The 22,568-nt window shown below is 74.8% G+C and carries 21 protein-coding genes; 14 read left to right on the plus strand and 7 right to left on the minus strand.

Annotation, left to right across the window (positions count from 1 at the left end):
- The 3 genes from BM093_RS20345 to BM093_RS20355 form a co-directional block, all read right to left on the minus strand.
- Positions 1-542 (minus strand): CoA transferase subunit A (locus tag BM093_RS20345; protein ID WP_093347001.1); only part of this gene is annotated, 542 nt, incomplete at its 3' end.
- Positions 543-1,246: 704 nt separating this feature from the next.
- A complete protein-coding gene (locus BM093_RS20350) occupies positions 1,247-2,149 on the minus strand; it encodes an MOSC domain-containing protein (protein ID WP_093347005.1) in 903 nt (300 codons plus the stop codon).
- A gap of 44 nt (positions 2,150-2,193) precedes the next feature.
- Positions 2,194-2,841 (minus strand): HAD hydrolase-like protein, encoded by a 648-nt coding sequence (locus BM093_RS20355; RefSeq protein WP_093347008.1) that lies wholly within the window; start codon positions 2,839-2,841, stop codon positions 2,194-2,196.
- Positions 2,842-2,890: 49 nt separating this feature from the next.
- Between BM093_RS20355 and BM093_RS20360 the strand changes: the two genes are divergently transcribed.
- From BM093_RS20360 to BM093_RS20395, 8 genes are all read left to right on the plus strand, one after another.
- A complete protein-coding gene (locus tag BM093_RS20360; protein ID WP_093347011.1) occupies positions 2,891-4,042 on the plus strand; it encodes a lyase family protein in 1,152 nt (383 codons plus the stop codon).
- The gene (locus BM093_RS20365) at positions 4,039-4,851 is read left to right on the plus strand and encodes an IclR family transcriptional regulator domain-containing protein (protein WP_093347014.1); all 813 of its coding nucleotides are present in this window, start codon (positions 4,039-4,041) and stop codon (positions 4,849-4,851) included. The genes BM093_RS20360 and BM093_RS20365 overlap by 4 nt, the downstream gene beginning before the upstream one ends.
- 77 nt (positions 4,852-4,928) lie before the next feature.
- Positions 4,929-5,393 carry a pyridoxamine 5'-phosphate oxidase family protein gene (locus BM093_RS36065; RefSeq protein WP_177238596.1) on the plus strand — a complete coding sequence of 155 codons (465 nt, stop codon included), beginning with the start codon at positions 4,929-4,931 and terminating at the stop codon, positions 5,391-5,393.
- A 174-nt stretch (positions 5,394-5,567) separates the two neighbouring features.
- Positions 5,568-6,695 carry an LLM class flavin-dependent oxidoreductase gene (locus BM093_RS20375; protein WP_093347307.1) on the plus strand — a complete coding sequence of 376 codons (1,128 nt, stop codon included), beginning with the start codon at positions 5,568-5,570 and terminating at the stop codon, positions 6,693-6,695.
- A 72-nt stretch (positions 6,696-6,767) separates the two neighbouring features.
- The gene (locus BM093_RS20380) at positions 6,768-7,901 is read left to right on the plus strand and encodes a winged helix DNA-binding domain-containing protein (RefSeq protein WP_093347017.1); all 1,134 of its coding nucleotides are present in this window, start codon (positions 6,768-6,770) and stop codon (positions 7,899-7,901) included.
- A gap of 81 nt (positions 7,902-7,982) precedes the next feature.
- On the plus strand, positions 7,983-8,948 hold the full coding sequence (locus tag BM093_RS20385; protein WP_093347312.1) for a helix-turn-helix domain-containing protein: 966 nt from the start codon (positions 7,983-7,985) through the stop codon (positions 8,946-8,948).
- 58 nt (positions 8,949-9,006) lie between these two features.
- Positions 9,007-9,960, plus strand: a complete 954-nt coding sequence (locus BM093_RS20390) for a PaaI family thioesterase (RefSeq protein WP_093347021.1) — start codon at positions 9,007-9,009, stop codon at positions 9,958-9,960.
- 58 nt (positions 9,961-10,018) lie between these two features.
- On the plus strand, positions 10,019-11,404 hold the full coding sequence (locus BM093_RS20395) for an FAD-dependent oxidoreductase (RefSeq protein ID WP_093347317.1): 1,386 nt from the start codon (positions 10,019-10,021) through the stop codon (positions 11,402-11,404).
- A gap of 16 nt (positions 11,405-11,420) precedes the next feature.
- On the opposite strand, the gene BM093_RS20400 is transcribed toward BM093_RS20395, so the two are convergent.
- Positions 11,421-11,729, minus strand: a complete 309-nt coding sequence (locus BM093_RS20400) for a hypothetical protein (RefSeq protein ID WP_093347029.1) — start codon at positions 11,727-11,729, stop codon at positions 11,421-11,423.
- Between the two features lie 306 nt (positions 11,730-12,035).
- On the opposite strand from BM093_RS20400, the gene BM093_RS20405 reads away from it, so the two are divergent.
- Positions 12,036-12,314 carry an Lrp/AsnC family transcriptional regulator gene (locus tag BM093_RS20405; protein WP_093347321.1) on the plus strand — a complete coding sequence of 93 codons (279 nt, stop codon included), beginning with the start codon at positions 12,036-12,038 and terminating at the stop codon, positions 12,312-12,314.
- 38 nt (positions 12,315-12,352) lie between these two features.
- Here BM093_RS20405 and trpD read toward each other — a convergent pair whose 3' ends face one another.
- Entirely contained in the window at positions 12,353-13,396 is a 1,044-nt protein-coding gene (gene trpD, locus BM093_RS20410) for an anthranilate phosphoribosyltransferase (protein WP_093347032.1), read from the minus strand.
- Positions 13,397-13,409: 13 nt separating this feature from the next.
- Positions 13,410-13,805 carry a response regulator transcription factor gene (locus BM093_RS20415; RefSeq protein ID WP_177238607.1) on the minus strand — a complete coding sequence of 132 codons (396 nt, stop codon included), beginning with the start codon at positions 13,803-13,805 and terminating at the stop codon, positions 13,410-13,412.
- Positions 13,806-14,059: 254 nt separating this feature from the next.
- On the opposite strand from BM093_RS20415, the gene ctaE reads away from it, so the two are divergent.
- The 4 genes from ctaE (at position 14,060) to qcrB (ending at position 18,505) form a co-directional block, all read left to right on the plus strand.
- Positions 14,060-14,671 carry an aa3-type cytochrome oxidase subunit III gene (gene ctaE / locus BM093_RS20420; RefSeq protein ID WP_093347038.1) on the plus strand — a complete coding sequence of 204 codons (612 nt, stop codon included), beginning with the start codon at positions 14,060-14,062 and terminating at the stop codon, positions 14,669-14,671.
- Positions 14,672-14,871: 200 nt separating this feature from the next.
- Positions 14,872-15,660 carry a cytochrome bc1 complex diheme cytochrome c subunit gene (gene qcrC, locus BM093_RS20425; RefSeq protein ID WP_177238608.1) on the plus strand — a complete coding sequence of 263 codons (789 nt, stop codon included), beginning with the start codon at positions 14,872-14,874 and terminating at the stop codon, positions 15,658-15,660.
- On the plus strand, positions 15,657-16,793 hold the full coding sequence (qcrA, locus tag BM093_RS20430; RefSeq protein ID WP_245773661.1) for a cytochrome bc1 complex Rieske iron-sulfur subunit: 1,137 nt from the start codon (positions 15,657-15,659) through the stop codon (positions 16,791-16,793). Before qcrC ends, qcrA begins: the two co-directional genes overlap by 4 nt.
- Positions 16,790-18,505 carry a cytochrome bc1 complex cytochrome b subunit gene (gene qcrB, locus BM093_RS20435; RefSeq protein ID WP_093347045.1) on the plus strand — a complete coding sequence of 572 codons (1,716 nt, stop codon included), beginning with the start codon at positions 16,790-16,792 and terminating at the stop codon, positions 18,503-18,505. The genes qcrA and qcrB overlap by 4 nt, the downstream gene beginning before the upstream one ends.
- Positions 18,506-18,572: 67 nt before the next feature.
- On the opposite strand, the gene BM093_RS20440 is transcribed toward qcrB, so the two are convergent.
- The gene (locus BM093_RS20440) at positions 18,573-20,321 is read right to left on the minus strand and encodes a DEDD exonuclease domain-containing protein (protein WP_245773662.1); all 1,749 of its coding nucleotides are present in this window, start codon (positions 20,319-20,321) and stop codon (positions 18,573-18,575) included.
- 138 nt (positions 20,322-20,459) lie between these two features.
- On the opposite strand from BM093_RS20440, the gene BM093_RS37955 reads away from it, so the two are divergent.
- Complete coding sequence (locus tag BM093_RS37955; protein ID WP_281248716.1) at positions 20,460-22,556, plus strand: NYN domain-containing protein; 2,097 nt, start codon at positions 20,460-20,462, stop codon at positions 22,554-22,556.
- Positions 22,557-22,568: the final 12 nt, after the last annotated feature.

Here is a 22,568-nt window from a genome sequence, read left to right on the forward strand (position 1 = left end):
CCGTGCCGGTCGCCCTTCCAGGCGTGCACCAGCCCGAAGTCGGGCACCAGCGCCCGCTCGAGCACGTAGGACACCCCGTCGAACTCGCGGACCTCCTTGGCCGGCGAGGCCACCGCCACCGACCCGTCCGGGTGGTGGCGCCACGGCAGCCCGCCCTCGGCGACCAGCGTCCCGACCCCGGCCGGGGTGTAGAACGCCGCGATCCCCGCACCCCCGGCCCGCAACCGCTCGGCCAGGGTGCCCTGCGGGGTCAGCTCCAGCTCGATCTCCCCGGCCAGGTACTGGCGGGCGAACTCCTTGTTGTTACCCACATAGGAGCCGATCGTGCGCCGGATCCGCCCGGCCGCCAGCAGCGTGCCCAACCCGAACCCGTCCACACCCAGGTTGTTCGAGATCGTCTCCAGGTCCGTCGCACCCTGCTCCAGCAGCGCCGCGATCAGTGCGGTGGGCACGCCGGACATGCCGAACCCGCCCACCGCCAGCGAGGACCCGTCGCCGATGTCGGCGACCGCCTCCGCGGCGGATGCCACCACCTTGTTCATCACACACCTCCGTTGCGGACAGGGTAGCGCGTCGTTCGCGAAACGTACAAGCGTTCGCTCTGCGAACAGCATAGCCTGCGCGGGTGTGCCTGTCGCGCGCCTCGGTATCCCGCGCCACACACCCCAGGGGCACCCTCGGGGCGTGACACGACACGGCGCGGCACAGCCGCGGAGGTCCGTCGCGACCCGGGCCTGGCGCTCCCAGGGCACCCCTCGGGGCGTGGGGCGCTACGAGGGTGCCCCCGGGGGCGCGTACGCGGGGCGCAGGTCCCACTGTGGCCCGGGCCGGGTGCTCCCAGGGGCCCCTTGGGGGCGTAGCGCGCTACGGGGGTGCCCCGCGCGGCGCGGAACCGCTGCGAACGAGCTCGGCGGGACGCAGTGTGCGCCGCCACGGGCGCTCCTCACGGCGCGGGGCGTCGCGAGGGGTCCCCTCGGGGCGCCGGGCGCTACGAGGGTGCCCCCGGAGGCGCGGAGCCGCGACGCAGGTCCCGCCGCGGCCCGGGCCGGGCGCTCCCAGGGGGCCCCTCGGGGCGTGGGGCGCTACGTGGGTGCCCCTGGGGGCGTGACACGGCGCGGCGCGGCACAGCGGGCGCCGCGCCGGGCACGGCATGGCACGGCGTGGCACAGCACCGCGCGGTGCAGGGCGCGGCGCGGGGCACGGTGCGGGGCGCAGCGCAGGTGGGGGACGGAGCGCCCCCGGTGGATCAGGCGGCGACGGCGGGTGCGGAGTGCTCGTCGCCCACCGCGATCTCGCCGTCGCTGGTGACGTCGGCGTACACCCCCGCGCACGCCCAGACCCCGCCGACCTGCGGGATCTCGATGCGGTTGTGCTTGGCGACGGTGCGCAGGGTGTCGGGGTCGCGGGGCAGGTCACCCTGGGCGAGGGTGGTCATCACGCAGCGCATGGTCGCGAACGAGTACCGCACGCCGACGCCGCCGATGGTCCCGTCCGCGCCGGGCCAGTCGTTCTCGACGAAGCCGGGGGCGGCACCGCCCAGCACGACGTTCGGCCGGTAGCGGCGGGCGTCGAAGCCGGCCTCGGGCGCCAGCTCCCGCAGCCGGTCCAGGGTGGACTCGGTGAGGACGTGCAATGTGGACAGATCGAAGAAGGTGCCCGGCGCGCCGAAGGCGGACACGTCGAACCGGCTCACCGGCTCACCGGAGTCCTCGCGCCGTGCAGTCGTGCCCTCGATCAGGTTCCCGGGGGCCAGCTGGTCGATGGGCAGGCCGTCGATCTCGGGCCACACCTCCTCGAACTGGCTGCCCGCCGGCGGTTCGGCGATCAGTCGCACGTCCCGCTCGAGGGCGGCCGACAGCGCGGTGTCGATGCCGGGGTCGTCCGAGCGCAGCATCGAGCCGTCCGGGAACCGGATCTCGACCTCGGGCAGCGGCCGCTCCGGCTCCGGCTCGGCGGCGAACCGGGCGGAGAAGCCCAGCAGGCCGGCCCACAGTCGCGGCACCTTGGCGCTGGCGATGGTGCCGGACTCGACGTCGTACACGGCCAGCGCCCGGTCACCGAGCAGTCCGCGCCCGGTCACCACCGAGCGTTCCACGGACTCGCCGAGCATGGACTTGACCGGATAGCGGTGCAGCGACACGACCGTCATGCACGGTGTCTACCTGCTGCGACGGCCCCCACGCGAGCACTCCCTCAGTCGAGGAGCGCCGCCCGCAATTCGTCCGCGGATGCGTACACGGTCGCGGCTCCGGCGGCCTCCAGCTCGCCCGGCTCGGCGTACCCCCAGCCCGCGCCGAGGCAGCGCAGGCCGTGCTCGGCCGACCCCTCGACGTCGTGCAGCCGGTCGCCGACCATCACCGGCGCCGACGCCCCGCCGGGGTGGCCGAGCCGCCGCAGTGCCTCACCGACGACCGCGGCCTTGGTCGGCCGCTCGGCGGCCCGGGTGTCGCCGACGATCTCGGTGAACAGGTCGGTCCAGCCGTGGTGGGCGATGATCTTGTGGGCGGGCGGTTCGGCCTTGCTGGTCGCCAGCGCCATCGTGACGCCGGCGTCGTGCAGCGCGCGCAGCAGCTCCTCGATGCCGGGGTAGGGGGTGCAGTCGAGGCAGCCGTCCTCGTCGCCGTAGATCCGCCGGTAGATCGGCAGCACGGTCGCGGCGCCCTCGTCGCCGAGGATCGGCGGCAGCGAGCGGTACAGCGGGGGCCCGAGCAGGTGGGTGCCCAGCGCGGAGTCGGGGACGTCCAGTCCGGCCTCGTCGACGGCGCGCCGCAGGGAGCCGAGGATCCCGGGCGCGGAGTCGACGAGGGTGCCGTCGAGGTCGAGCAGGATGTGGGTCAGCACGGCTCCCAGTATCCCCGACGTCGTGTGCGTGCTACGTACACTCGTCCGTATGGCGAACACGCTCTTCGGTCCGCTCTCCGGGTCCTGCCGGGTCGACGGGCTGCTCGACGACGGCGCCTGGATCGCCGCCCTGCTGGAGGTCGAGCTGGCGCTCTCGGCCGTCGCCGCGGAGCAGGGCGCGGTCTCCGAGGACGACGCCGACGGTGTGGAACGCGCGGTCGCCGCCGTCGCGGGGGTGGACCCGGCCGAGCTGGCCGCCGAGTCGGTCGAGGGTGGCAACCCGGTCATCCCGCTGGTCAAGCGGCTCCGAGCGGCGGCCGCGCGGATCCAGCCGGGCGCCGAGCGGGCCGTGCACCCCGGCGCGACCAGCCAGGACGTCATGGACACCGCGCTGGTCCTGCTCACCCGCCGGGCGGGGCACCGGGTGGTCGAGGACCTGGGCGCGTGTGCCGACGCCGCGGCCGTGCTGGCCCGGGCCCACCGGGACACCCCGTGCGCCGCCCGGACCCTCGGGCAGCAGGCCCTGCCGACCACGTTCGGCCTGGTCGCGGCGAACTGGTGCGCGGGGCTGGACCGGGCCCGCGTGCGCCTGCGGCAGGTGCTCGACGAGCTGCCCGTCCAGTACGGCGGCGCCGCCGGCACGCTCGCCGCGTCGCACCCGTACGGCCCGGCCGTCGCCGACGCGCTCGCGGTGCGGCTCGGCCTGGCCCCGCAGGGCGTCCCGTGGCACACCGAGCGCAGCCGGATCGGCGAGCTGGCCGGGGCGCTCGGCGTCGCGGCCGGGGCGTGCGGCAAGCCCGCGACCGACGTCGTGCTCCTCTCGGCGACCGAGGTCGGCGAGGTGTCCGAGGCGGCGCCGGGCGACTCGTCGTCGATGCCGCACAAGCGCAACCCGGCGGCGGCGGTGACCGCGCGGGGGTCCGCGCAACGTGCCCCCGGGCTGGTGGCAGGCCTGCTGGCGGGTGCCGAGCAGGAGTTCCAGCGCGCGGCCGGGGCCTGGCACGCCGAGTGGGAGACGCTGACCGGCCTGCTGCGTGTCACCGCGGGTGCGGCGTCGCGGTTGCGGTCCTGCCTGGAGGGGCTGCAGGTGCACGAGACGGCGATGGCCCGCAACCTCGCACTCGCCGCCGGCGTGCAGGGGTCCGGCTCCGGGCACGCCGGCGAGCTGGTGGACCGGGTCCTCGCGGGACGGCCGCGATGAACCCGGACGCCGCCACGCCGGAGGCGCCGGGGGAGCGCCGGGAACAGGTCCGCTCGCTGGCGCGCGGGCTGGCCGTGATCCGGTCGTTCGACGCCGACCATCCACAGCAGACCCTGTCCGAGGTCGCCCGCAGCACCGGCCTGACCCGGGCTGCCGCGCGCCGGTTCCTGCTCACCCTGACCGACGAGGGGTACGTCCGCACGGACGGGCGGCTGTTCGCGCTCACCCCGCGCGTCCTCGAGCTCGGCTGGTCCTATCTGTCCGCGATGGGGCTTCCCGAGGTCGCGGCCCCGCACCTGGAACGCCTGGTGGCGGCCGTCGGGGAGTCTGCCTCGGTGTCCGTTCTGGACGGCGACCCCGGGTCCGGCTACGACGTCGTCTACGTCGCCCGGGTGCCCACCTCCCGGATCATGACGGTGACGATCACCATCGGCACCCGTTTCCCGGCCTGGGCGACGTCGATGGGGCGCGTCCTGCTGGCCGCGCTGCCGGAGTCCACCGTGGAGACCTACCTCGCCGCGCTGCACCCCGAGACGCTGACCGAGCACACCGTCGCCGGCGCCGGCGAGCTGCGCGCCGAGCTGGACCGGGTCCGCGCGGACGGGCACTGCGTGGTCGACCAGGAGCTGGAGGCGGGTCTGCGCTCGATCGCGGTGCCGGTGCACGACCGCGCCGGACGGGTCACCGCGGCGGTCAACGTGTCCACCCACGCGTCCCGCCGCGACGCCGCCGCGCTGCGCGCCGAGGTGCTGCCGGAGCTGCGGAACTGCGCGTCGGCGATCGAGGCCGACCTCCGGGCGTCCGGATGAGGAATCATGCGCGGCATGACCACCGTGACGCACATCACCCCGGATCCGCGACGCGCCGGTGACGCGGGAGTCCGGCGATGACGGCCCCGCTGCTCGACCCCGCCGACCCCCGGCACGACCACGCCGCGGCCCGGCTGGCCGCCGAGGCGATCGCCTGGCTGACCACCGTGGACGACGACGCGCGCCCGCACTCGGTCCCGGTCTGGTTCCTGTTCACCGACCCCGAGATCCTGCTGTTCAGCCGCCCGGACACCCGCAAGATCGCCCGGATCCGGACGCGGCCGGGGGTCTGCCTGTCGTTGGACACGGCCGTGTCGGGCACCGACGTCGTCCTCGCCGACGGCGACGCAGCACTGTCCGGCGAACCCGCGCCGGCCGAGCTGCGGGCCTTCGGCGAGAAGTACCGGGACATGCTCGGCGACCAGGACCTGGCGGGCTGGCGGCAGGTGTTCGCGCAGCCGGTGCGGGTGCGCCTGCACCGCATCGTCGCCTGGCACGCGGGGCCGGACGGGCTGGAGCGGGCCGTCGCCCGGCCGCGCTGACCGGTGCCGGCCTGCGGTCGCAGGCCCGTCGCGGGAACATCGCGGGGCCGTCGCGGGAACATAGCCCGGCCGGGCCGGGTTACCCGGTCCGAGGGGACCACACCGGTGACACGAGGCCGGTGACCCGTCGCCGGGGGCCCGGTGCGGGACGCCGGGTACGGAGCGGGAGGCACGGTGAGCGGACGTCTGCACCTGGCGGTCGAGCTCGGAGCGGCGGGGCGCCACCCCGGCGCGTGGCGGTTGCCGGGGGTGGACCCGGACCGGCTCTTCGGCGCCGAGCACCACGTCGACCTGGTCCGCACCGCGGCCCGGGGCGGCCTCGACCTGGTCGCGCTGCCGGACTCGCTGCTCCCGCCGTCGGACGACCCGGCCGCGCTGCCCGGCACCCTGGACGCCGTCGCGATCGCCGCCCGGGTGGCGCCCGCGGTGCCCGGCATCGGCGTCGTCCCGACGGTGACGGTCACCCACACCGAGCCGTTCCACCTGTCCAAGGCCATCGCCACGCTGGACTTCGTCGCCACCGGGCGGGCCGGCTGGGCACCCGAGGTCTCCCGCACCCGCGCCGAGGCCGACCTCTTCGGCCGCACCGGCCCGGCCGGCCCGGCCGCGCTGTGGCGCGAGACCGGCGAGGTGATCGAGGTCGTCGCCCGGCTCTGGGACTCCTGGGAGGACGACGCCGAGATCCGGGACGCGCCCACCGGCCGGTTCGTCGACCGGGAGAAGCTGCACTACATCGACTTCGACGGCGAGTTCTTCTCGGTGAAGGGCCCGTCGATCACACCGCGGTCCCCGCAGGGGCAGCCGCTGACGGTGCTGCGCGGTGACGAGCCCGAGGCGCTGCCGGTGGTGGGGCGCCACGCCGACGTCGTCCGGGTCGCGGCGGACACGATCGCCGGTGCGGCGCAGGCGCGGGACCGGGTGCGTGCCGCGGTCGCCGAGGCGGGCCGTGACCCGGACCGGGTCGCGGTGCTGCTGGACGTCGAGACCCTGCTGGGGCCCGACGCCGCCGAGCGGCTGGGCCGGCTGGACGCGCTGGCGCCGGCCGGTGCCGATCCGGCGCCGTCGACGCTGCGCCACGTCGGCGCGCCGGAGGAGCTGGCGGCGCTGCTGCGCGACGCCGTCGGGGAGCGCGCCGCCGACGGGTTCGTGTTCGTCCCGCTGGCGCTCCCGTCGGGCATCGGGGAGATCGTCGACGGCCTGCTGCCCGCGCTCGGGGACGCCGTGGTCCCGGCCCCGTACGACGGCTCGCTGCGCGACCGGTTCGGCCTCGCCCGCCCGGCGAACCGGTACGCGGTGACATGATCGACCGTCGTGGGGCGCGGCGCGCGTGACGGGGCGTTGCGCACCCCGACGGACGATCACAGGAGGAGCCGGGTGCGGGTCCTGACCGCGGACGACTCGCTGCGGGCCCTGCTCGCCCGCCAGCTGCTGCTCGACCGGGCCGACCTGCCGGTGCCGCGGGCCCTGGAACGGTTGTGCGGGCTGCAGACCCAGCACGCGCCGTCGGGCTACCTGGGCCTGCACGCCCGGCTCACGGGGTTCGACCGGGCGGAGCTGACCCGGCTGCTGCACGACGGCCGGGTCGTGCAGGCCTGGGCGATGCGCTCGACCATCCACATGCTCGCCCGGCGCGACCACGCCCTGTTCGCCGCGGCGGTCCGGGCCGAGCAGCGGGCCGACTGGCTGCGGCTGCGCCGCGACGTGACCGGGGACGACATGGTCGCGGCGGCCCGCGTCGTGCGGGAGCTGCTGGCCGGCGGGCCGCTCCGCCAGGCCGAGATCACCGCGGAGCTGGCCCGGCGCGGGGTGCCGGCGGGGACGTTCCCCGGGGTGCAGCACTGGGTGCGCCTGGTCCGGGTGCCGCCCGCCGGGACCTGGGAGACACCGCGGGCGCACGTGTACGGCCTGGCCGCGGACGGCGGCGGCCCGGAGCCGGACGCCCGGCCGGAGCCCGGTCCGTACCCGGAACAGGCGGTGCGCCCGGAACAGGCAGTGACCCCGGAACACGCTGGGCACCCGGAACACGTCGTGCGCGCGGAGCAGGTCGAGCTCGCCCGCCGCTACTTGCGCGCGTTCGGCCCGGCGTCCGCACCCGACGTCGCCCGGTTCGCCGGCTGGCCGGTCGGCGTCGCCCGGGCCGCGCTCGGCGAGCTGACGCTGCGCCGGTTCGCCGCCGAGGACGGCACCGAGCTCGTCGACGTCGGCCGGGCGCCGCTGCCCGGGCCGTCGACCCCGCTGCCGGTCCGCTTTCTCGGACCGTTCGACGCCGTGCTGCTCGGGGGACACGCCGCCCGCGCGCGGATCCTGCCCGCCGAGCACCGCCACCACGTGTTCGCGACGACGAGGCCCCGCTCCGCGCCGACGTACCTCGTCGACGGGCGGGTCGCCGGCACCTGGACCCATCGCGAGGGCCGGATCGTGACCGCGCCGTTCACCGACCCCGGCGCCGCCGAGCGCCGTGCCGTCGCCGAGGAGGCCGAGCGGCTCGCCGCCTGGCACGCGTCCTGACCGGATCGACCTGACCGGATATCGCCGGTGCCCGGCAGGATCTCGCTGGACCGGGCCTTCCTGCCGTCCTACGGTCGGTGCATGCTGCGCAGCGTCTCCGTGCTGGTGCTCGACGAGCTGGCCGTCTTCGAGTTCGGGGTGCTCTGCGAGGTGTTCGGGGTGGACCGCTCCGACGACGGCCTGCCGGTGTTCGACTGGGCGATCTGCGGGCTCGAGGCGGGGCGCCCGGTGAGCACCAAGAGCGGGGTCACGGTCACGCCCGAGCACGGGCTCGACGCGCTGCCCGGTGCCGACCTGGTCTGCGTCGCCGCCACCGCGCTGCGCGAGTTCCCGCCGGAGGCGCTGGCCGCGCTGCGGGAGGCGCGGGACCGGGGCGCGACGATCCTCTCGGTCTGCTCCGGGGTGTTCGTGCTGGGGGCCGCGGGCCTGCTCGACGGGCGCCGCTGCACCGTGCACTGGAAGCACGCCGACGAGCTGCGCCACACCCACCCGGAGGCGGTCGTGGAGGAGGACGCGCTCTACGTCGACGACGGGGACCTGGTCACCGGTGCCGGCACCGCCGCCGGCATCGACGCCTGCCTGCACCTGGTCCGCCGCGAGCTCGGCGGCTCCGTCGCGAACCGGATCGCCCGCCGGATGGTCGTCCCGCCACAGCGCGAGGGCGGGCAGCGCCAGTTCATCGAGCTCCCGGTCCCGGAGTGCACCGCCGACTCGCTCGCGCCGGTACTGGCGTGGCTGCTGGAGAACCTGCACGACGAGCACACCGTTGCCGCGCTGGCCCGGCGGGCGGCGATGTCCGAGCGGACCTTCGCCCGCCGGTTCGTCGAGGAGACCGGCACCACCCCGCACCGGTGGATCTCCGCGCAACGGGTGCTGCACGCCCGCACCCTGCTGGAGGAGACCGACCTGGGCATGGACGCCGTCGCCGCCCGCGCCGGGTTCGGCACGGCGGCGCTGCTGCGCCACCACTTCCGGCGGGCGCTCGGCGTGGCCCCGGCCGACTACCGCAGCACCTTCCGCTGCAATCGGGACGCCCAGCCCGCGTGAGCGATGGCACAGGGCCCGCACACCCGGTGGTGCGGCTGCGTGCCGCACGATGACGGGCATGTCCGGAACGACCCCGTCGTCCACCACCGAGCAGCCGACCACCGCGCAGTCGAGCACTGTGCAGTCGAGCGGCGCGCCCGCCACCGCGCGGCCCGGCCCGTCGGCCCGCGACCGCATGCGCCGGGCGCCGGTCGAGATCGGCCTCGGGATGGAGCCCGACCCCTCGTCGAGCCGCGAGCGGACCCGGCTGCGTGCCCGGCTGCACGACGGCGTCCGCGCCGCCGACGGCCGCGTCCAGCCGGTACTGCCGGCGCTGCTCGCCGATTCCGGGATCGGCTACCTCGTGTTTTCCACGGCCCGGCTCGCCGCCGGCGCCCCCACCCTGGACCTGCGACTCGATCTCGCCGGCAGCCCCGCGCCGGAGGCGCGCTGGCTCACCGCCGAGCTGGCCCTGCTGCACCTCGACGACGAGATCGGCGTCGGCCGGGCCGAGATGCGCGACGACACCGGGGTGCTGGTCGCGCACGCCGTCGTGACGATGGCGCTCACCGGTGCCCCGGCGCGGCCGGGCGGGCTCGCCACCCCCGGCGGGGCGGTCGACCCGGACGCGCGCTCGGCCGACGGTGGCGACTTCCGCACGGTGCTGCCCCCGTTCGACCCGGCGCGGCTCGACCCGGACGGCCTGGAGATCGACCACCTGACCGGTGACGTCGTCTTCACCCCGGGTCCGTCGACGGTGAACCTCAACGGCACCACCCACGGCGCCGTGCTGTCCGGGCTCGCCCAGGCCGCGCAGGCCGCGCACCTGCAGCGGACCGGGGCCGGGACGGTCCGGCCGTTGTCGCTGACCGTGGAGTTCCTGCGCCCGGTCCAGGTCGACGCCGCACTGCGCGCGCGCTCGGAGATCGTGCGGGACGGCCGCCGGTTCTGGTCCGTGCGCACCGAGCTGCTGCTGCCCGACGGGCGCGCGGCGGTACGGGCGGTGGGCGGCGGCATGCGCGACTTGGCATGATCGCCGGGGACGGCGCCTGCTGTTAGCGTCGTCACCATCCGTACACGGAGGTGTGATCGTGACGTCCCCGCCCAGCGCGCGTCCCCGTCGGGTCGCGGTGATCGGCTCCGGCCCGTCCGGCCTCTACACCGCCGAGGCGTTGCTCGAGGGCGACCCGGAGCTGCACGTCGACGTGATCGACCGGCTCCCGGCCCCGTACGGCCTGGTGCGCTACGGCGTGGCCCCCGACCACCTCAAGATGAAGTCGGTGATCCGCGCGCTGGTCACGACGTTCGACGACGCCGCCCGCGTCCGGTTCCTCGGCAACACCCACGTCGGTGACGCCGGCATCCCCGGCGAGGTCCTGCGCGAGCACTACCACGCCGTCGTGCACGCCATCGGCAGCGCGATCGACCGCGGCCTCGGCGTCGAGGGCGAGGACCTGACCGGCTCGGTCGGTTCCGGCGCCTTCGTGTCCTGGTACTGCGGGCACCCGGACGCGACCGGCTCCGCCCCGGCGCTCGACCGGTCCGGGGTGGTCGTCGTCGGCGCCGGCAACGTCGCGATCGACGTGGCCCGGGTGCTCGCCCGGCCGGCGGAGGACCTGGCCGCCACCGACCTGCACGACGAGGTGCTGGAGCGGTTGCGCGACAGCGCCGTCACCGACGTGCACGTGCTGATCCGGCGGGGCCCGCAGCACGTCAAGTTCACCCCGGCGGAGCTGCGGGCGCTGGCCAAGCTCGACGACGTCGAGGTGCGCGTGCACGACGACGGCCTGCTGGCGGCCGGTGTCGAGGAGCCCGGGGAACGCCGGATGCGGCAGAACATCGAGACGCTCACCGCATGGGCGGCCGACCCGCCCGGCGCGGGCGGCCGGCGGCGCATCCACCTGCGGTTCCTGCGCAGCCCGGCCCGGCTGGTCGGGGACGACGAGGGCCGGGTCGCCGCGGTCGAGATCGAGCGCAACGAGGTCGGCGACGACGGCCGGGTGCGGGGGACGGGGGAGACGGACACCGTCGACGCCGGCCTGGTCGTGCGCGCCATCGGCTACGCCGGTGAACCCATCGCCGGGCTGCCGTTCGACGAGGCCACCGGGACCGTCCCGCACGAGGCGGGCCGGGTGATGCTCGGTGGCGAACCGGTCCGGGGCAGCTACGTCGCCGGCTGGATCAAGCGCGGCCCGACCGGGGTGATCGGCACCAACAAGGGCGACGGCGCGGAGACCGCCGCCTCGGTCCTTGCCGACCTGCCGGACCTGGGCTGCCCGCCCCGCCCGGGCGGCGACGCCGTGCTGGAACGCCTGCGCGAGTTCGGGATCGAGCCCGTGCAGTGGGACGACTGGCGGCGCCTCGACGCCGCCGAGATCGCTCTGGGGGAGCGGCGCGGCGGCACCGAACGGGTCAAGATCGCCGAACGGGCCGCGATGCTCGAGGCCGCCCGGGGCAGCCACACCTCGGCCCGCTGAGCGGACGCGGCCGGGGTCAGTACGGGTCGACGGCCAGGACGCACGGCATCGCCAGCATCCGGCTCTCGAACTCGTCGGCCTCGGCCGGCGTCATCGACATCGTGCAGGTGACCGAGCCGTAGGCGACGCCCTCGCGGACGTCGACGCAGAACTCCCGCAGGATGCGGCCGCAGCTCTGCAGTGCGGTGGCGACGCGCATGACGCCGTCCATGCCGTCGCCGGTGACGACGGTGTGCCGGCGCGGCATCCGGGACGCGATGTCCTCGGGGCCACCGGAACCGGCGGGGAAGGTGAAGGTGGTCGGGCGGTCGGCGGTGATGCTCATGATGCGAAGGCTCCGTGCGTTGCGCGAGAAGAGATGCTCTGAACGCGAGCCAGGTCTCGGCATACGAGAGGAGTGCGCCTGGATCGGGCGCGGCGCGTCGGCGGCCTGGATCAGCCGACGCGCAGTGCTACTACCGCGAGAAGTCGTGCGGCCGACACTGCGCTCGGAGCAAGGGTGAGCTCGACGGGGCGCATGCGATCACCGTAGCAAGCGGGTGCGGCCTGCGCCACAGGGGCCGTCCGCACTAGCCTGATCACGACCGACCGGCAGCGCGTGCCGGACCACCGTCCCGAGGGGGAGTCCGTCGTGATCACCGCGATCGTCCTGGTGCACACCGCCGCCGACCGGATCCCGGAGACCGCGCAGGCGATCGCCGATCTCGACGGCGTCGCCGAGGTCTACTCCTGCGCCGGGGACGTCGACCTGATCGCGATCGTCAAGGTGCGCGAGCACGAGCAGCTGGCCGACGTCATCGCCGGTCACCTCAGCAAGGTCGACGGCGTCGTCGGGACCGACACGCACATCGCCTTCCGCTCGTACTCGAAGGCCGACACCGACGCGGCGTACTCGATCGGTCTCGACTGATCCGTCCCGCCCGGGGAGGTCCGGCCCGGTCGGGCCGGTCAGCCCCGCGCCAGCTCGGTGGAGCGCGCCGCCCAGCGGCCCAGCAGGTCCGCACCGGCGCCGGAGTCGATCGCCCGGGCGACGGTGTCGAGCGCGTCGCCGATGGCCGGCACCAGCTCACCGCGGATCCCGCGGTGGGCGGCGAGCGCCCCGGCGGCGTTGAGCAGCACCGCGTCGCGGACCGGGCCGGTCTTGCCGGCGAGCAGGTCCCGCACCACGGCGGCGTTCACGTCCGGGGTGCCGCCGCGCAGGTCCTCGGCGGTGGCCGGCTGCACGCCCAGCGCCGCCGGGTCGAGCCGCTCGCGGCGCACCGCGCCGCCGTCGGCGATCCAGACCGTGCTGGTGGTCGTCGTCGTGAGCTCGTCCAGGCCGTCGTCGCCCCGCACGACCAGCACCGACTTGCCCCGCCGGGCGAACACCTCGGCCATCGTCGCGGCGTGCTGCGGGTCCGCGCAGCCGATCAGACCGGTCTCGGGCTGGGCCGGGTTGGACAGCGGGCCGAGCAGGTTCATCGCCGTCGGGACGCCCAGCTCCCGGCGCACACCCCCGGCGTAGCGCATGGCCGGGTGGAACGCCTGGGCGAAGCAGAACCCGATGCCCAGCTCGGCCACGCAGCGCTCCACCGCGTCCGGGGTCAGCTCGATCGCGACCCCGAGCGCCTCGAGCACGTCCGCCGTCCCGGACTGGGACGACGCCGCCCGGCCGCCGTGCTTGATCACCGGTGCCCCGGTCGCGGCGACCACGATCGCCGCCATCGTCGAGATGTTGACCGTGTGGGCCTGGTCGCCGCCGGTCCCGACGACGTCCACGGCCCGGCCCGGGACCTCCACCCGCAGCGCGTGCTCCAGCATCGCGTCGGCCATGCCGGAGATCTCGGCCGCCGTCTCGCCCTTCGCCCGCAGGGCGACGAGGAAGCCCGCGAGCTGTGCGGGGGTCGCCTCGCCGGCGAAGACCCGGCCCATCGCCCAGGTCGCTTCCTCGGCGGTCACGTCCTCGCCGCCCATCAGGCGGCCGATCACGGAGGGCCAGGTCGGTGCAGTCACGCCGCGGGGTGTCCTATTCCTTCTCGGTGAGCGTGCCGGCCTGGTGGTCGCGCAGCACCTGTGCGACCACCTCGGCGGCCTCGATCGGGTCGAGCGGGTGAACCAGCACCGCGTCGGCCTCCGACCAGGTCGCCAGCCAGCGGTCGTCGCGCCGGCGAACGGTCAGCACGATCGGGGGGCAGTCGATGATCTCGTGCCGCAGCTGCTTCGCCACGCCCATGCCGCCGGTCGGCTGCGCCTCCCCGTCGAGCACCAGGAGGTCGGCCTCACCGGCGTCGCAGGCGGCGAGGACCTCGGCGATGCCGCCGGCCTCGACGTAGCGCACCCGGCCCACGTCCGGCGCCGGGCGACGCCCGACCGCGTTGATGATGCCTTCGCGGACCTCGGGGCGGTGGCTGTAGACCAGCACCGTGCTGGTCCCCGTCACCGATCCGGCCGCGCTGCCGATCTCTGCCGCTGCTCCGCTCGCCACGCTCGGAGATACTAATCCCCCGCCCGGACACGGTGGCCCGGCGGCGAGCGCCCGGCGCCGGACCCGGCGCTCCGGGCGGTGTGAGCGGCGTCGCCGTCCGGCCGGAGACCCGCTGATCACGGGCACCGTTCGCCGATCGTGATGTGGCAATGGGTATCCCGACAAGCCGTAGAAGTTCGGCTCGGGTCATAATGCCCGGCGTGACGACAGCGGCACCCAACATCAGCGCGCGGATCCACTCGTTGAACCGCCCCAACCTGGTCAGCATCGGCACCATCGTCTGGCTCTCCAGCGAGCTGATGTTCTTCGCCGGGCTGTTCGCGATGTACTTCACCGCGCGGGCGCAGAACGACGGCCCCTGGCCGCCGCCGCCGACCGAGCTCAACGTCCCGTACGCGCTGACGATCACGATCGTCCTGGTCGCGTCGTCGTTCACCTGCCAGTTCGGCGTGTTCGCCGCCGAACGCGGTGACGTCTTCGGGCTGCGCCGCTGGTACGTGGTGACCCTGCTGATGGGCACCTTCTTCGTCGTCGGTCAGGGCTACGAGTACTACGTCCTGGCCGTGGACCACGCGACGACCATCTCGTCCAGCGCCTACGGGTCGGTCTTCTTCATGACGACCGGCTTCCACGGCCTGCACGTGATCGGTGGTCTGGTCGCGTTCGTCTTTCTGATCATCCGGACGAAGCTGAGCAAGTTCACCCCCGCCCAGGCCACCGCAGCGATCGTCGTGTCCTACTACTGGCACTTCGTCGACGTGGTGTGGATCGGGCTGTTCGCCGTCATCTACTTCATCCGGTAGCCGACGGTGCCCGCCGAGCCCGTCCCGAGTCCCCCGAAGACAGCCACCCGCCACGACGTCGAGGTTGGAAGACCCCAGCGATGACCGAGAATCCCGAGGGCGCTGAGAACTCCGCAGCCCAGAACCCCCCATCCGGCCACGGGCCGGATCGTGCGGCCCCGGACCAGAAGACGGCGGCCCGAACCCGTCCGCACGGCAAGATGCGCCGCCGGATCGCGGGTGCCCTCGCCATCGGTCTGGGCCTGCTCTCCGTCGGCTTCCTCTACGCCGCCTTCGCGCCCCAGCCGCAGGTCGCGCAGGCGCAGCCGGACGCCGCGCTGATCGCCAAGGGCGAGGAGCTCTACAACAACACCTGCATCACCTGTCACGGGTCGAACCTGCAGGGCGAGCAGGACCGCGGGCCGAGCCTGATCGGTGTCGGCGACGCCGCCGTCTACTTCCAGGTCTCCTCGGGCCGGATGCCGATGGCCCGCCAGGAGGCGCAGGCCGCCCGCAAGGAACCCCTGCCGATCTTCGATCCGGAGACCGCCGAGGGCCGCGCGAACCTGGAGGCGCTGGGCGCCTACATCCAGGCGAACGGCGGCGGCCCGGTCACCCCGGCCGCGTCGGGCGAGGCCCTGCGGGGCGACGACCCGGGTCGCGGTGGCGTGCTGTACCGCCTGAACTGCGCGTCCTGCCACAACTTCACCGGTGTCGGCGGCGCGCTGTCGTCCGGGAAGTACGCACCGGCCCTGGCTCCGGCCAGCGAGTCGCAGATCTACACCGCGATGCAGACCGGCCCGCAGAACATGCCGCGGTTCTCCGACCAGCAGCTCACGCCGGAGGAGAAGCGCGACATCATCGCGTACATCAAGTCGGTCAACAACACGAACGACCCGGGCGGCAATGCGCTGATGGGCCTCGGCCCGACGGCGGAGGGTGTCTTCATCTTCATGGTCGTCATGTCCGGTCTGGTCGGGTTCGCGATCTGGTTGGGGGCGAAGAGTTGAGCAGCGACGTCAGCACCGGGTCGGGCCGCCGCCCGACCCAGGAGGAGCTCGACGAGATGACGCCCGAGCAGCTGGCCCGCCTGGCCGGTGAGCTCGACGACGTCGACGTCGTGCACAACACCGCGGCGTTCCCGATCGAGGGGACGCGCGCGGAGAAGCGGGCCGAGCGCTCGGTCGCGCTCTGGTTCCTGATCTCAGCGCTGTCCGGGCTCGCGTTCCTGGTCGCCTTCATCTGGTGGCCGTGGGAGTACGTCAACGCCGGCGAGCCCGGTCACGCGATCTACTCGCTGTACACCCCGGTCATCGGCTTCACGTTCGGGTTCTCGATCCTCGCGCTGGGGATCGCGGTGATCCAGGCGGTCAAGAAGCTGTTCCCGAACGAGGTCGCGGTGCAGCAGCGCCACGACGGCCCGTCGGACGAGATCGACCGCCGCACGATCATGGCCCAGCTGGCCGACGCGGGGCAGAAGACCACGCTCGGCCGCCGGAAGCTGATCGTCCGGTCGGCCGGCCTCTCGGCGGCCGTGCTCGGTGTCGGCACCGGGGTCGTCGCGCTCGGCGGGATCGTGCGCAACCCGTGGGCCGAGGGCGACGAGGCCCCGCTGTGGCACACGGGCTGGCGCCCGGAGAACGGCGAGACCGTGTACCTGCGCACCGACACCGGTATCGTCGGTGACATCGCACGGGTGCGGCCCGAGGACATGGAACCGGGATCGATGATGACGGTCTTCCCCTTCCGCGAGAGCGAGCGCGGGAACGAGGAGGAGCTGCTGCACGCCCAGCGTGCCTCCGACGCGCCGGTCATGCTGATCCGTCTCCGTCCGAACACGCAGGTCACTCCGCGCCCCGGCCAGGAGGACTTCAACTACGGGGACTTCTATGCGTGGTCGAAGATCTGCACCCACCTCGGGTGCCCGACCTCGCTGTACCAGGCTCAGGACAACCGCATCCTGTGCCCCTGTCACCAGTCGCAGTTCCTGGCGACCCTGGACGCCGAGCCGGTCTTCGGCCCGGCCGCCCGTCCGTTGCCGCAGCTGCCGATCACGGTGAACGAGGAGGGCTACTTCGTCGCCCGGAGCGACTTCGTCGAGCCCGTCGGACCCGCGTTCTGGGAGAGGCCGAAGACGACATGAGTTCGATCACGACTCCGACGGGCCCCTCGGGAGGCTCGTCCGCGAAGGCCGCCGAGGCCCTCGACCAGCTGGACCAGCGCTTCCACCCGGCGTCCGGGCTGCGCAAGCAGTTCAACAAGGTCTTCCCGACCCACTGGTCGTTCATGCTGGGCGAGGTCGCGCTCTACAGCTTCATCATCCTGCTGCTGTCGGGCACCTACCTGGCGCTGTTCTTCGACCCCTCGATGGAGGAGGTCGTCTACAACGGCCCGTACGACCCGCTCCGCGGCGTGCACATGTCGCGCGCCTACGAGTCGACCCTCGAGCTCTCGTTCGAGGTCCGCGGTGGCCTGTTCATGCGCCAGCTGCACCACTGGTCGGCGCTGCTGTTCATGGCCGCGATGATCATCCACATGTTCCGGGTGTTCTTCACCGGCGCGTTCCGCAAGCCGCGTGAGGCCAACTGGACGATCGGCATCGTGCTGATCCTGCTGGGCACCTTCAACGGCTTCACCGGCTACTCGCTGCCGGACGACCTGCTGTCGGGTGTCGGCCTGCGGATCGCCTCGGGCATCACGATGACCGTGCCGATCCTGGGCACCTGGGTGCACTGGGCGCTGTTCGGCGGGGAGTTCCCCGGGACGGAGATCATCCCCAGGCTCTACATCATCCACGTCCTGGTGCTGCCCGGGATCATCCTCGCGCTGATCGCGGCACACCTGGGGCTGGTCTGGTACCAGAAGCACACCCAGTTCCCCGGCCCCGGCCGCACCGAGAACAACGTGGTCGGTGTGCGGATCATGCCGCAGTTCGCGGCCAAGGGCGGTGCGTTCTTCGCCGTCGTCGCCGGCGTGCTGGCGCTGATCTCGGGCCTGTTCCAGATCAACGGCATCTGGCACCTGGGCCCGTACGACGCCGCGCAGATCTCCGCGGGGTCGCAGCCGGACTTCTACATGCTGTGGTCGGAGGGGATGGGCCGGATCTTCCCGCCGTGGGAGTTCTACCTGTTCGGCGAGTACACGATCCCGTCCGCGTTCATCCCGACCGCGGGCTTCCTGCCGGTGCTGTTCGTGCTGGCGGCCGCCTACCCGGCCATCGAACGCCGGTTCACCGGGGACGAGGCGCTGCACAACCTGCTGCAGCGGCCGCGGGACGTGCCGGTCCGTACCGCGCTGGGCGCGATGGCGATCTCGTTCTACCTGTGGCTGGTGATGTGCGGGTTCAACGACTGGATCGCGTACTTCTTCCACATCTCGCTGAACGCGACGACCTGGGCCGGCCGGCTGGGCCTGCTGATCATCCCGCCGATCGTCTACTGGGTGACCTACCGCTGGTGCCTCGGCCTGCAGAAGTCGGACCGTGCGGTGCTCGAGCACGGCATCGAGACCGGCATCATCAAGCGGCTGCCGCACGGTGAGTTCATCGAGGTGCACCAGCCGCTGGGCGGTGTCGACGACCACGGGCACGCCATCCCGCTGGAGTACCAGGGTGCGTCCGTGCCGAAGCGGATGAACCAGCTCGGTTCGGCGGGTGAGCCCGTCGCGGGCTCGCTGCTGAAGCCGGACCCGGTCGACGAGTCGCGGGCGCTGGCCCGTGCCCGGCACGAGGAGCACGAGCGCGAGCTGAGCGAACTCGAGGAGCGCCGCACCGGGCGTCGCGAGCTGGAGGCGCGTGAGTCGGAGCTCGCCGGCCGCCCGGACGACGGTGGTCGTCCGCAGCAGCCGACCGAGTAGCACGCAGCCACGCACGACGGGCCCCGTCGGAGAACCGAGCGTTCTCCGGCGGGGCCCGTCGGCGTTCTCAGGCCGAGCGGGCGGGTTCGTCGGGCGCGCGGTCGCCGGTGCGGTGCGCGGCGGCGCGGGCGCGCTCGGCCCACGCCCGCCACGGGCCGCCGCCCCGGGCGGGCTCGGACCAGTTCGGGGTGCTGTACACGAGCCGGGTGCCGCCGCTGGTGAGCCAGCGGTACAGCAGCCGCACCTCCTCCGGCGGGGCGCCGCGCAGCGGTCCGTCCCCGGGCAGCACGGTCTGAGCCCCCGCCCGCAGCGACTCGACGACCGGCATCGGGCGTACCCCGCGCGGCGCGTTCCCTGCGGCGGCCAGGCGTCCGTGGCGCAGCACGGCGAGCTCCCAGCCGCCGTGGCCGTCCGGCCGGGCGCCGACGACCTCCTTCAGGGCGGCGAGCGCCGCCAGCGTGCCGCCGTGGTCGATCCCGGAGGCCAGCGCGGCCAGCCGGTCACGGAGGCGGGCGGCGGACTCGTAGCGGCCGTCGGCCGAGCGGACCTCGACGGCCGCGGCGAGGGCGCGCAGCGGGGCATCGTCCCGCCCGGCGACGAGGTCGTGCCAGGCACCGACGGCGGGCGCGTAGTCGGCGGGGGGCTGCAGCCCGGCGCACGGGGCGGCGCAGTGTCCCAGCTCGTGCAGGGCACAGGGCGTGCCGGACGGGTTGCGGAGCGGGATCCGGATCGTGCACCGGCGCAGCGGCACCGCGTCCAGCGCGGCGTCGAGGACCTCGGTCGCGGCGGCGCGCCCGGGGAACGGGCCGAGCGCCCCCTCCCGCGGGGCCGACACGACCGACAGCCGGGGGAACGCCTCGCTGGTCGGGGCCACCCACCAGCTCCGGCCCGGGTTGCGGGAGCGGCGGTTGTAGCGGGGGCGGTGCGCGGCGATCAGGCGCAGCTCGCGGACGGAGGCCTCCAGGGCGTGCGCGCAGACGACGGTGTCGACCCGCTCGGCCTGCGCCACCATGTCCCGGATCCGGCGCCGCCGCTCACCGGCGGTGAAGTAGGACCGCACCCGGCGGCGCAGGTCGCCGCTGGTGCCGACGTAGAGCACCTCCTCGCCGCCGCCGCGGAACAGGTACACCCCGGGTGCCGAGGGGACGTCGTCCGCGAGGTGGCGGCGCCGGCGCTGCGCGGTCGTCGGGCGGTGCGGTGCCCGGTCCTTCACCAGCTGCAGGGTCTCCTCGAGGCTCTGCACCCCGAGGTTCCCGATGCGTTCGAGCAGGTGGTGCAACACCTCGACGGTGGCCCGGGCGTCGGTGAGGGCCCGGTGGTCCGGCGTGGTGGTGCACCCGAAGTGGCCGGCGAGGGCGCCGAGCCGGACGCTCGGGCACTCGTCGCGGGTGAGCACGGCCCGGGCGAGCCGGGCGGTGCACAGCACCGGCGGGGCGGGCCACGGGCGGTCGTGTCGCGCGCAGGCCGCGCGCAGGAAGCCCGTGTCGAAGGGGGCGTTGTGCGCGACCAGCACCGACCCCCGCATCAGGTCGAGCACCGACGGCAGCACCGCGCCGAGCGGTGGTGCCCCGGCGAGCATGGCGTTCGTGATCCCGGTCAGCCGGGTGACGTCGGCCGGGACCGGTGCGCCGGGATCGACCAGCGTCGACAGCTCGCCGATCCGCTGCCCGCCGCGGACCGCGACCGCGCCCACCTCGGTGATGGCGTCGGTGCGGTGGCTTCCGCCGGTGGTCTCCAGGTCCAGGACGCAGAACGTGACGTCGCGCAACGGGGTGCCCAGCTCGTCGAACGTGAGCTGGGGGGAGCAGGTGGTCACGCACGCACGGTAGCGCCGACGTCCGACAGTATGTTCGAAGGTGGGGCGCCGGAGACCCGACGACCGGATCGGGGCGCACGCGATCCGGGCGCGGCGCGCGCATCGGCGGGCCGGGGCCGTCGGGGATAGCCTGGACCGATGGCGCGCAACGACGGACGGACACCGGGCCCCACGGGCACCGGCGCCCCGTCGCGCCCGGGCCGGCCGGCGGGCGGCGAGGGTACCGAGGGTGCGGCCGAGGCCGTGTACGGCACCGCCGCCGGTGCTCCGGCCGGAGGGTCCGGCGGTGGTGATGCCGCGGACCGGGCCGGGAGGGCCGGGAGCGTCGACGACACCCGCACCGAGCGCCCGCACGCGGAGGGCTCCGACGCCGAGGCCTCCGACGCCGAGGGTTGCCACGGCGAGGACTCGCATTCCGAAGGTTCGCACTCCGAAGGTTCGCACTCCGATGGCGCGGCGCCGGACGCTCCGTGGCCGACACTGCCGCCCCCGCTGCGGGCCCGGCTCGCCGAGATCGGCGGTACCGCGCTGGGCGGCATGCCACCCCCCGACGTGCCCGCGCCGCTGCGGCGCTTCGCCAAGTTCACGCCCGCCAAGCGGGCCCGGCTCGGCGGTCACCTCATCGTGGCCCGCCTCGAGCAGGACCCGGCGTTCCGGGCCGCGGTCGTCGCCTGGTGGGCCGAGCACCGTCCGGGCGAGCTGGAGCTCCCCGCCCGCTCCGGTACCGGTGCGGAGCAGGGGGTGCCCGGCGGCCCGGACCGGCCCGCCGACCGGTCGGGCGGAGCGGCGACCCCCGATGCTGTGTCCCCCGATGCTGTGTCCCCCGATGCTGCGACCGGCTCCGAATCCGCGACCGACACGGCGCACACGACCGACACGGCGCACACGGCCGACTCGGCGTACGCGACCGGCTCCGGGCCCACGACCCGCTCCGGGCCCACGGCCGGTTCCCGGGCCGGCACCGGCTCCGCCTCGACGCCCCACTCCGAGTCCCGGGCCGGCTCCGGGGCCATGGCGGGCGCCGATCCCGTGACCGGCTCCGGCCCTGACCCGGCATCCGATTCCGATCCCGACGCAGGCTCCGCGTCCGGCCCCGGTCCGGCTCTCGTGCGGGGGCCCGCGTCCGGCTCCCGCCCGGTCACCGCGACCGGGGCCGCCGCCGGCTCCGGCCGGTTGCCCGCTCCGGTCGACAAGCTCGACGCCGCCGCGGTCGCGCTGCTCACCGGGGACCCGCTGGCCGGACGCCGGGTCGCCGACGTCGAGCAGTCCGGTGACATCGCGGCGCTGCGGGCCGAGCGGGACGAGGCGCTCGCCAAGGTCGACAAGGTCACCGCCGAGCTCGAGCGGGCCCGGGCGGAGCTCACCGAGGAACGCGAGCAGGCACAGGCCCGGGGCGCCGACCGCGAGGCGGAGTACCAGCAGATGCGGCGCCGGGTCAGCGAGCAGGGGGCCAGGCTGCGTGCGGCGCTCGACGCCCGCGGTGAGCTGGAGGCCGAGGTCGCCCGGCTGCGTTCCGGCGCCGACGACCGGCTGGCCGAGGCCCGTGCGGCGTGCGAGACCGAGCGTGAGCGCGCGGAGCGCGAACACCACCGGGCCGAGGCCGCCGCCCGGGAGGTGGCTGCCGCACGGCAGGCCGCACGGGACGCCCGGCGCGGTGACGAGGTGCGCCTGGAGCTGCTCCTGGACACCGTCGGCGGAGCGATCGCGGGCCTGCGCCGGGAGCTGGACGTCGGGGCCGGTGGCCCGCGCCCGGCGGACTTCGTCGCGGGGACCGCGGGTGAGGCCGCGGGCGCCGTCGGGCACGGCCGCGCCGGGCTGCCGGTCGACGGGCTCGCCGCGCTCGACACGCTGCTCGGCATGCCGTCGGTGCACCTGATCGTCGACGGCTACAACGTCAGCAAGACCGGCTACCCGGACCTGCCGCTCGCCGACCAGCGTTCCCGGCTGGTCGGCCAGCTGGGCGCGCTCGGTGCCCGCACCGGGGTGGAGGTCACCGTCGTGTTCGACGGCGCGGCCGTCAACGCGGCACCGCTGCGCGGCACCCGCGGGGTGCGGGTCCTGTTCAGCGAGGCCGGGGTCATCGCCGACGACGTGGTGCGCGACCTCGTCGCCGCCGAGCCGTGCGGACGCCCGCTGCTCGTCGCCACCTCCGATCAGGAGGTCGTGCGCTCGGTCCGGCGGCGCGGGGCGCACACCGTGCCCTCGGCCGTCCTGCTGCGCCGGCTCGGCGGCTGAGGAGCCCGCCGG

This window comes from Pseudonocardia ammonioxydans (assembly GCF_900115005.1).
In the GTDB taxonomy this organism is placed as follows: Bacteria; Actinomycetota; Actinomycetes; order Mycobacteriales; family Pseudonocardiaceae; genus Pseudonocardia; species Pseudonocardia ammonioxydans.

Bases quoted from the DNA above. Each gene is read 5' to 3' on its own strand.
- BM093_RS20350 (WP_093347005.1), bottom strand. From the start codon at position 2,149: ATGACGGTCGTGTCGCTGCACCGCTATCCGGTCAAGTCCATGCTCGGC.
- BM093_RS20360 (WP_093347011.1), top strand. From the start codon at position 2,891: ATGGCGAACACGCTCTTCGGTCCGCTCTCCGGGTCCTGCCGGGTCGAC.
- BM093_RS20365 (WP_093347014.1), top strand. From the start codon at position 4,039: ATGAACCCGGACGCCGCCACGCCGGAGGCGCCGGGGGAGCGCCGGGAA.
- BM093_RS36065 (WP_177238596.1), top strand. From the start codon at position 4,929: ATGACGGCCCCGCTGCTCGACCCCGCCGACCCCCGGCACGACCACGCC.
- BM093_RS20385 (WP_093347312.1), top strand. From the start codon at position 7,983: ATGCTGCGCAGCGTCTCCGTGCTGGTGCTCGACGAGCTGGCCGTCTTC.
- BM093_RS20390 (WP_093347021.1), top strand. From the start codon at position 9,007: ATGTCCGGAACGACCCCGTCGTCCACCACCGAGCAGCCGACCACCGCG.
- BM093_RS20400 (WP_093347029.1), bottom strand. From the start codon at position 11,729: ATGAGCATCACCGCCGACCGCCCGACCACCTTCACCTTCCCCGCCGGT.
- ctaE (WP_093347038.1), top strand. From the start codon at position 14,060: ATGCCCGGCGTGACGACAGCGGCACCCAACATCAGCGCGCGGATCCAC.
- qcrC (WP_177238608.1), top strand. From the start codon at position 14,872: ATGCGCCGCCGGATCGCGGGTGCCCTCGCCATCGGTCTGGGCCTGCTC.
- qcrB (WP_093347045.1), top strand. From the start codon at position 16,790: ATGAGTTCGATCACGACTCCGACGGGCCCCTCGGGAGGCTCGTCCGCG.
- BM093_RS37955 (WP_281248716.1), top strand. From the start codon at position 20,460: ATGGCGCGCAACGACGGACGGACACCGGGCCCCACGGGCACCGGCGCC.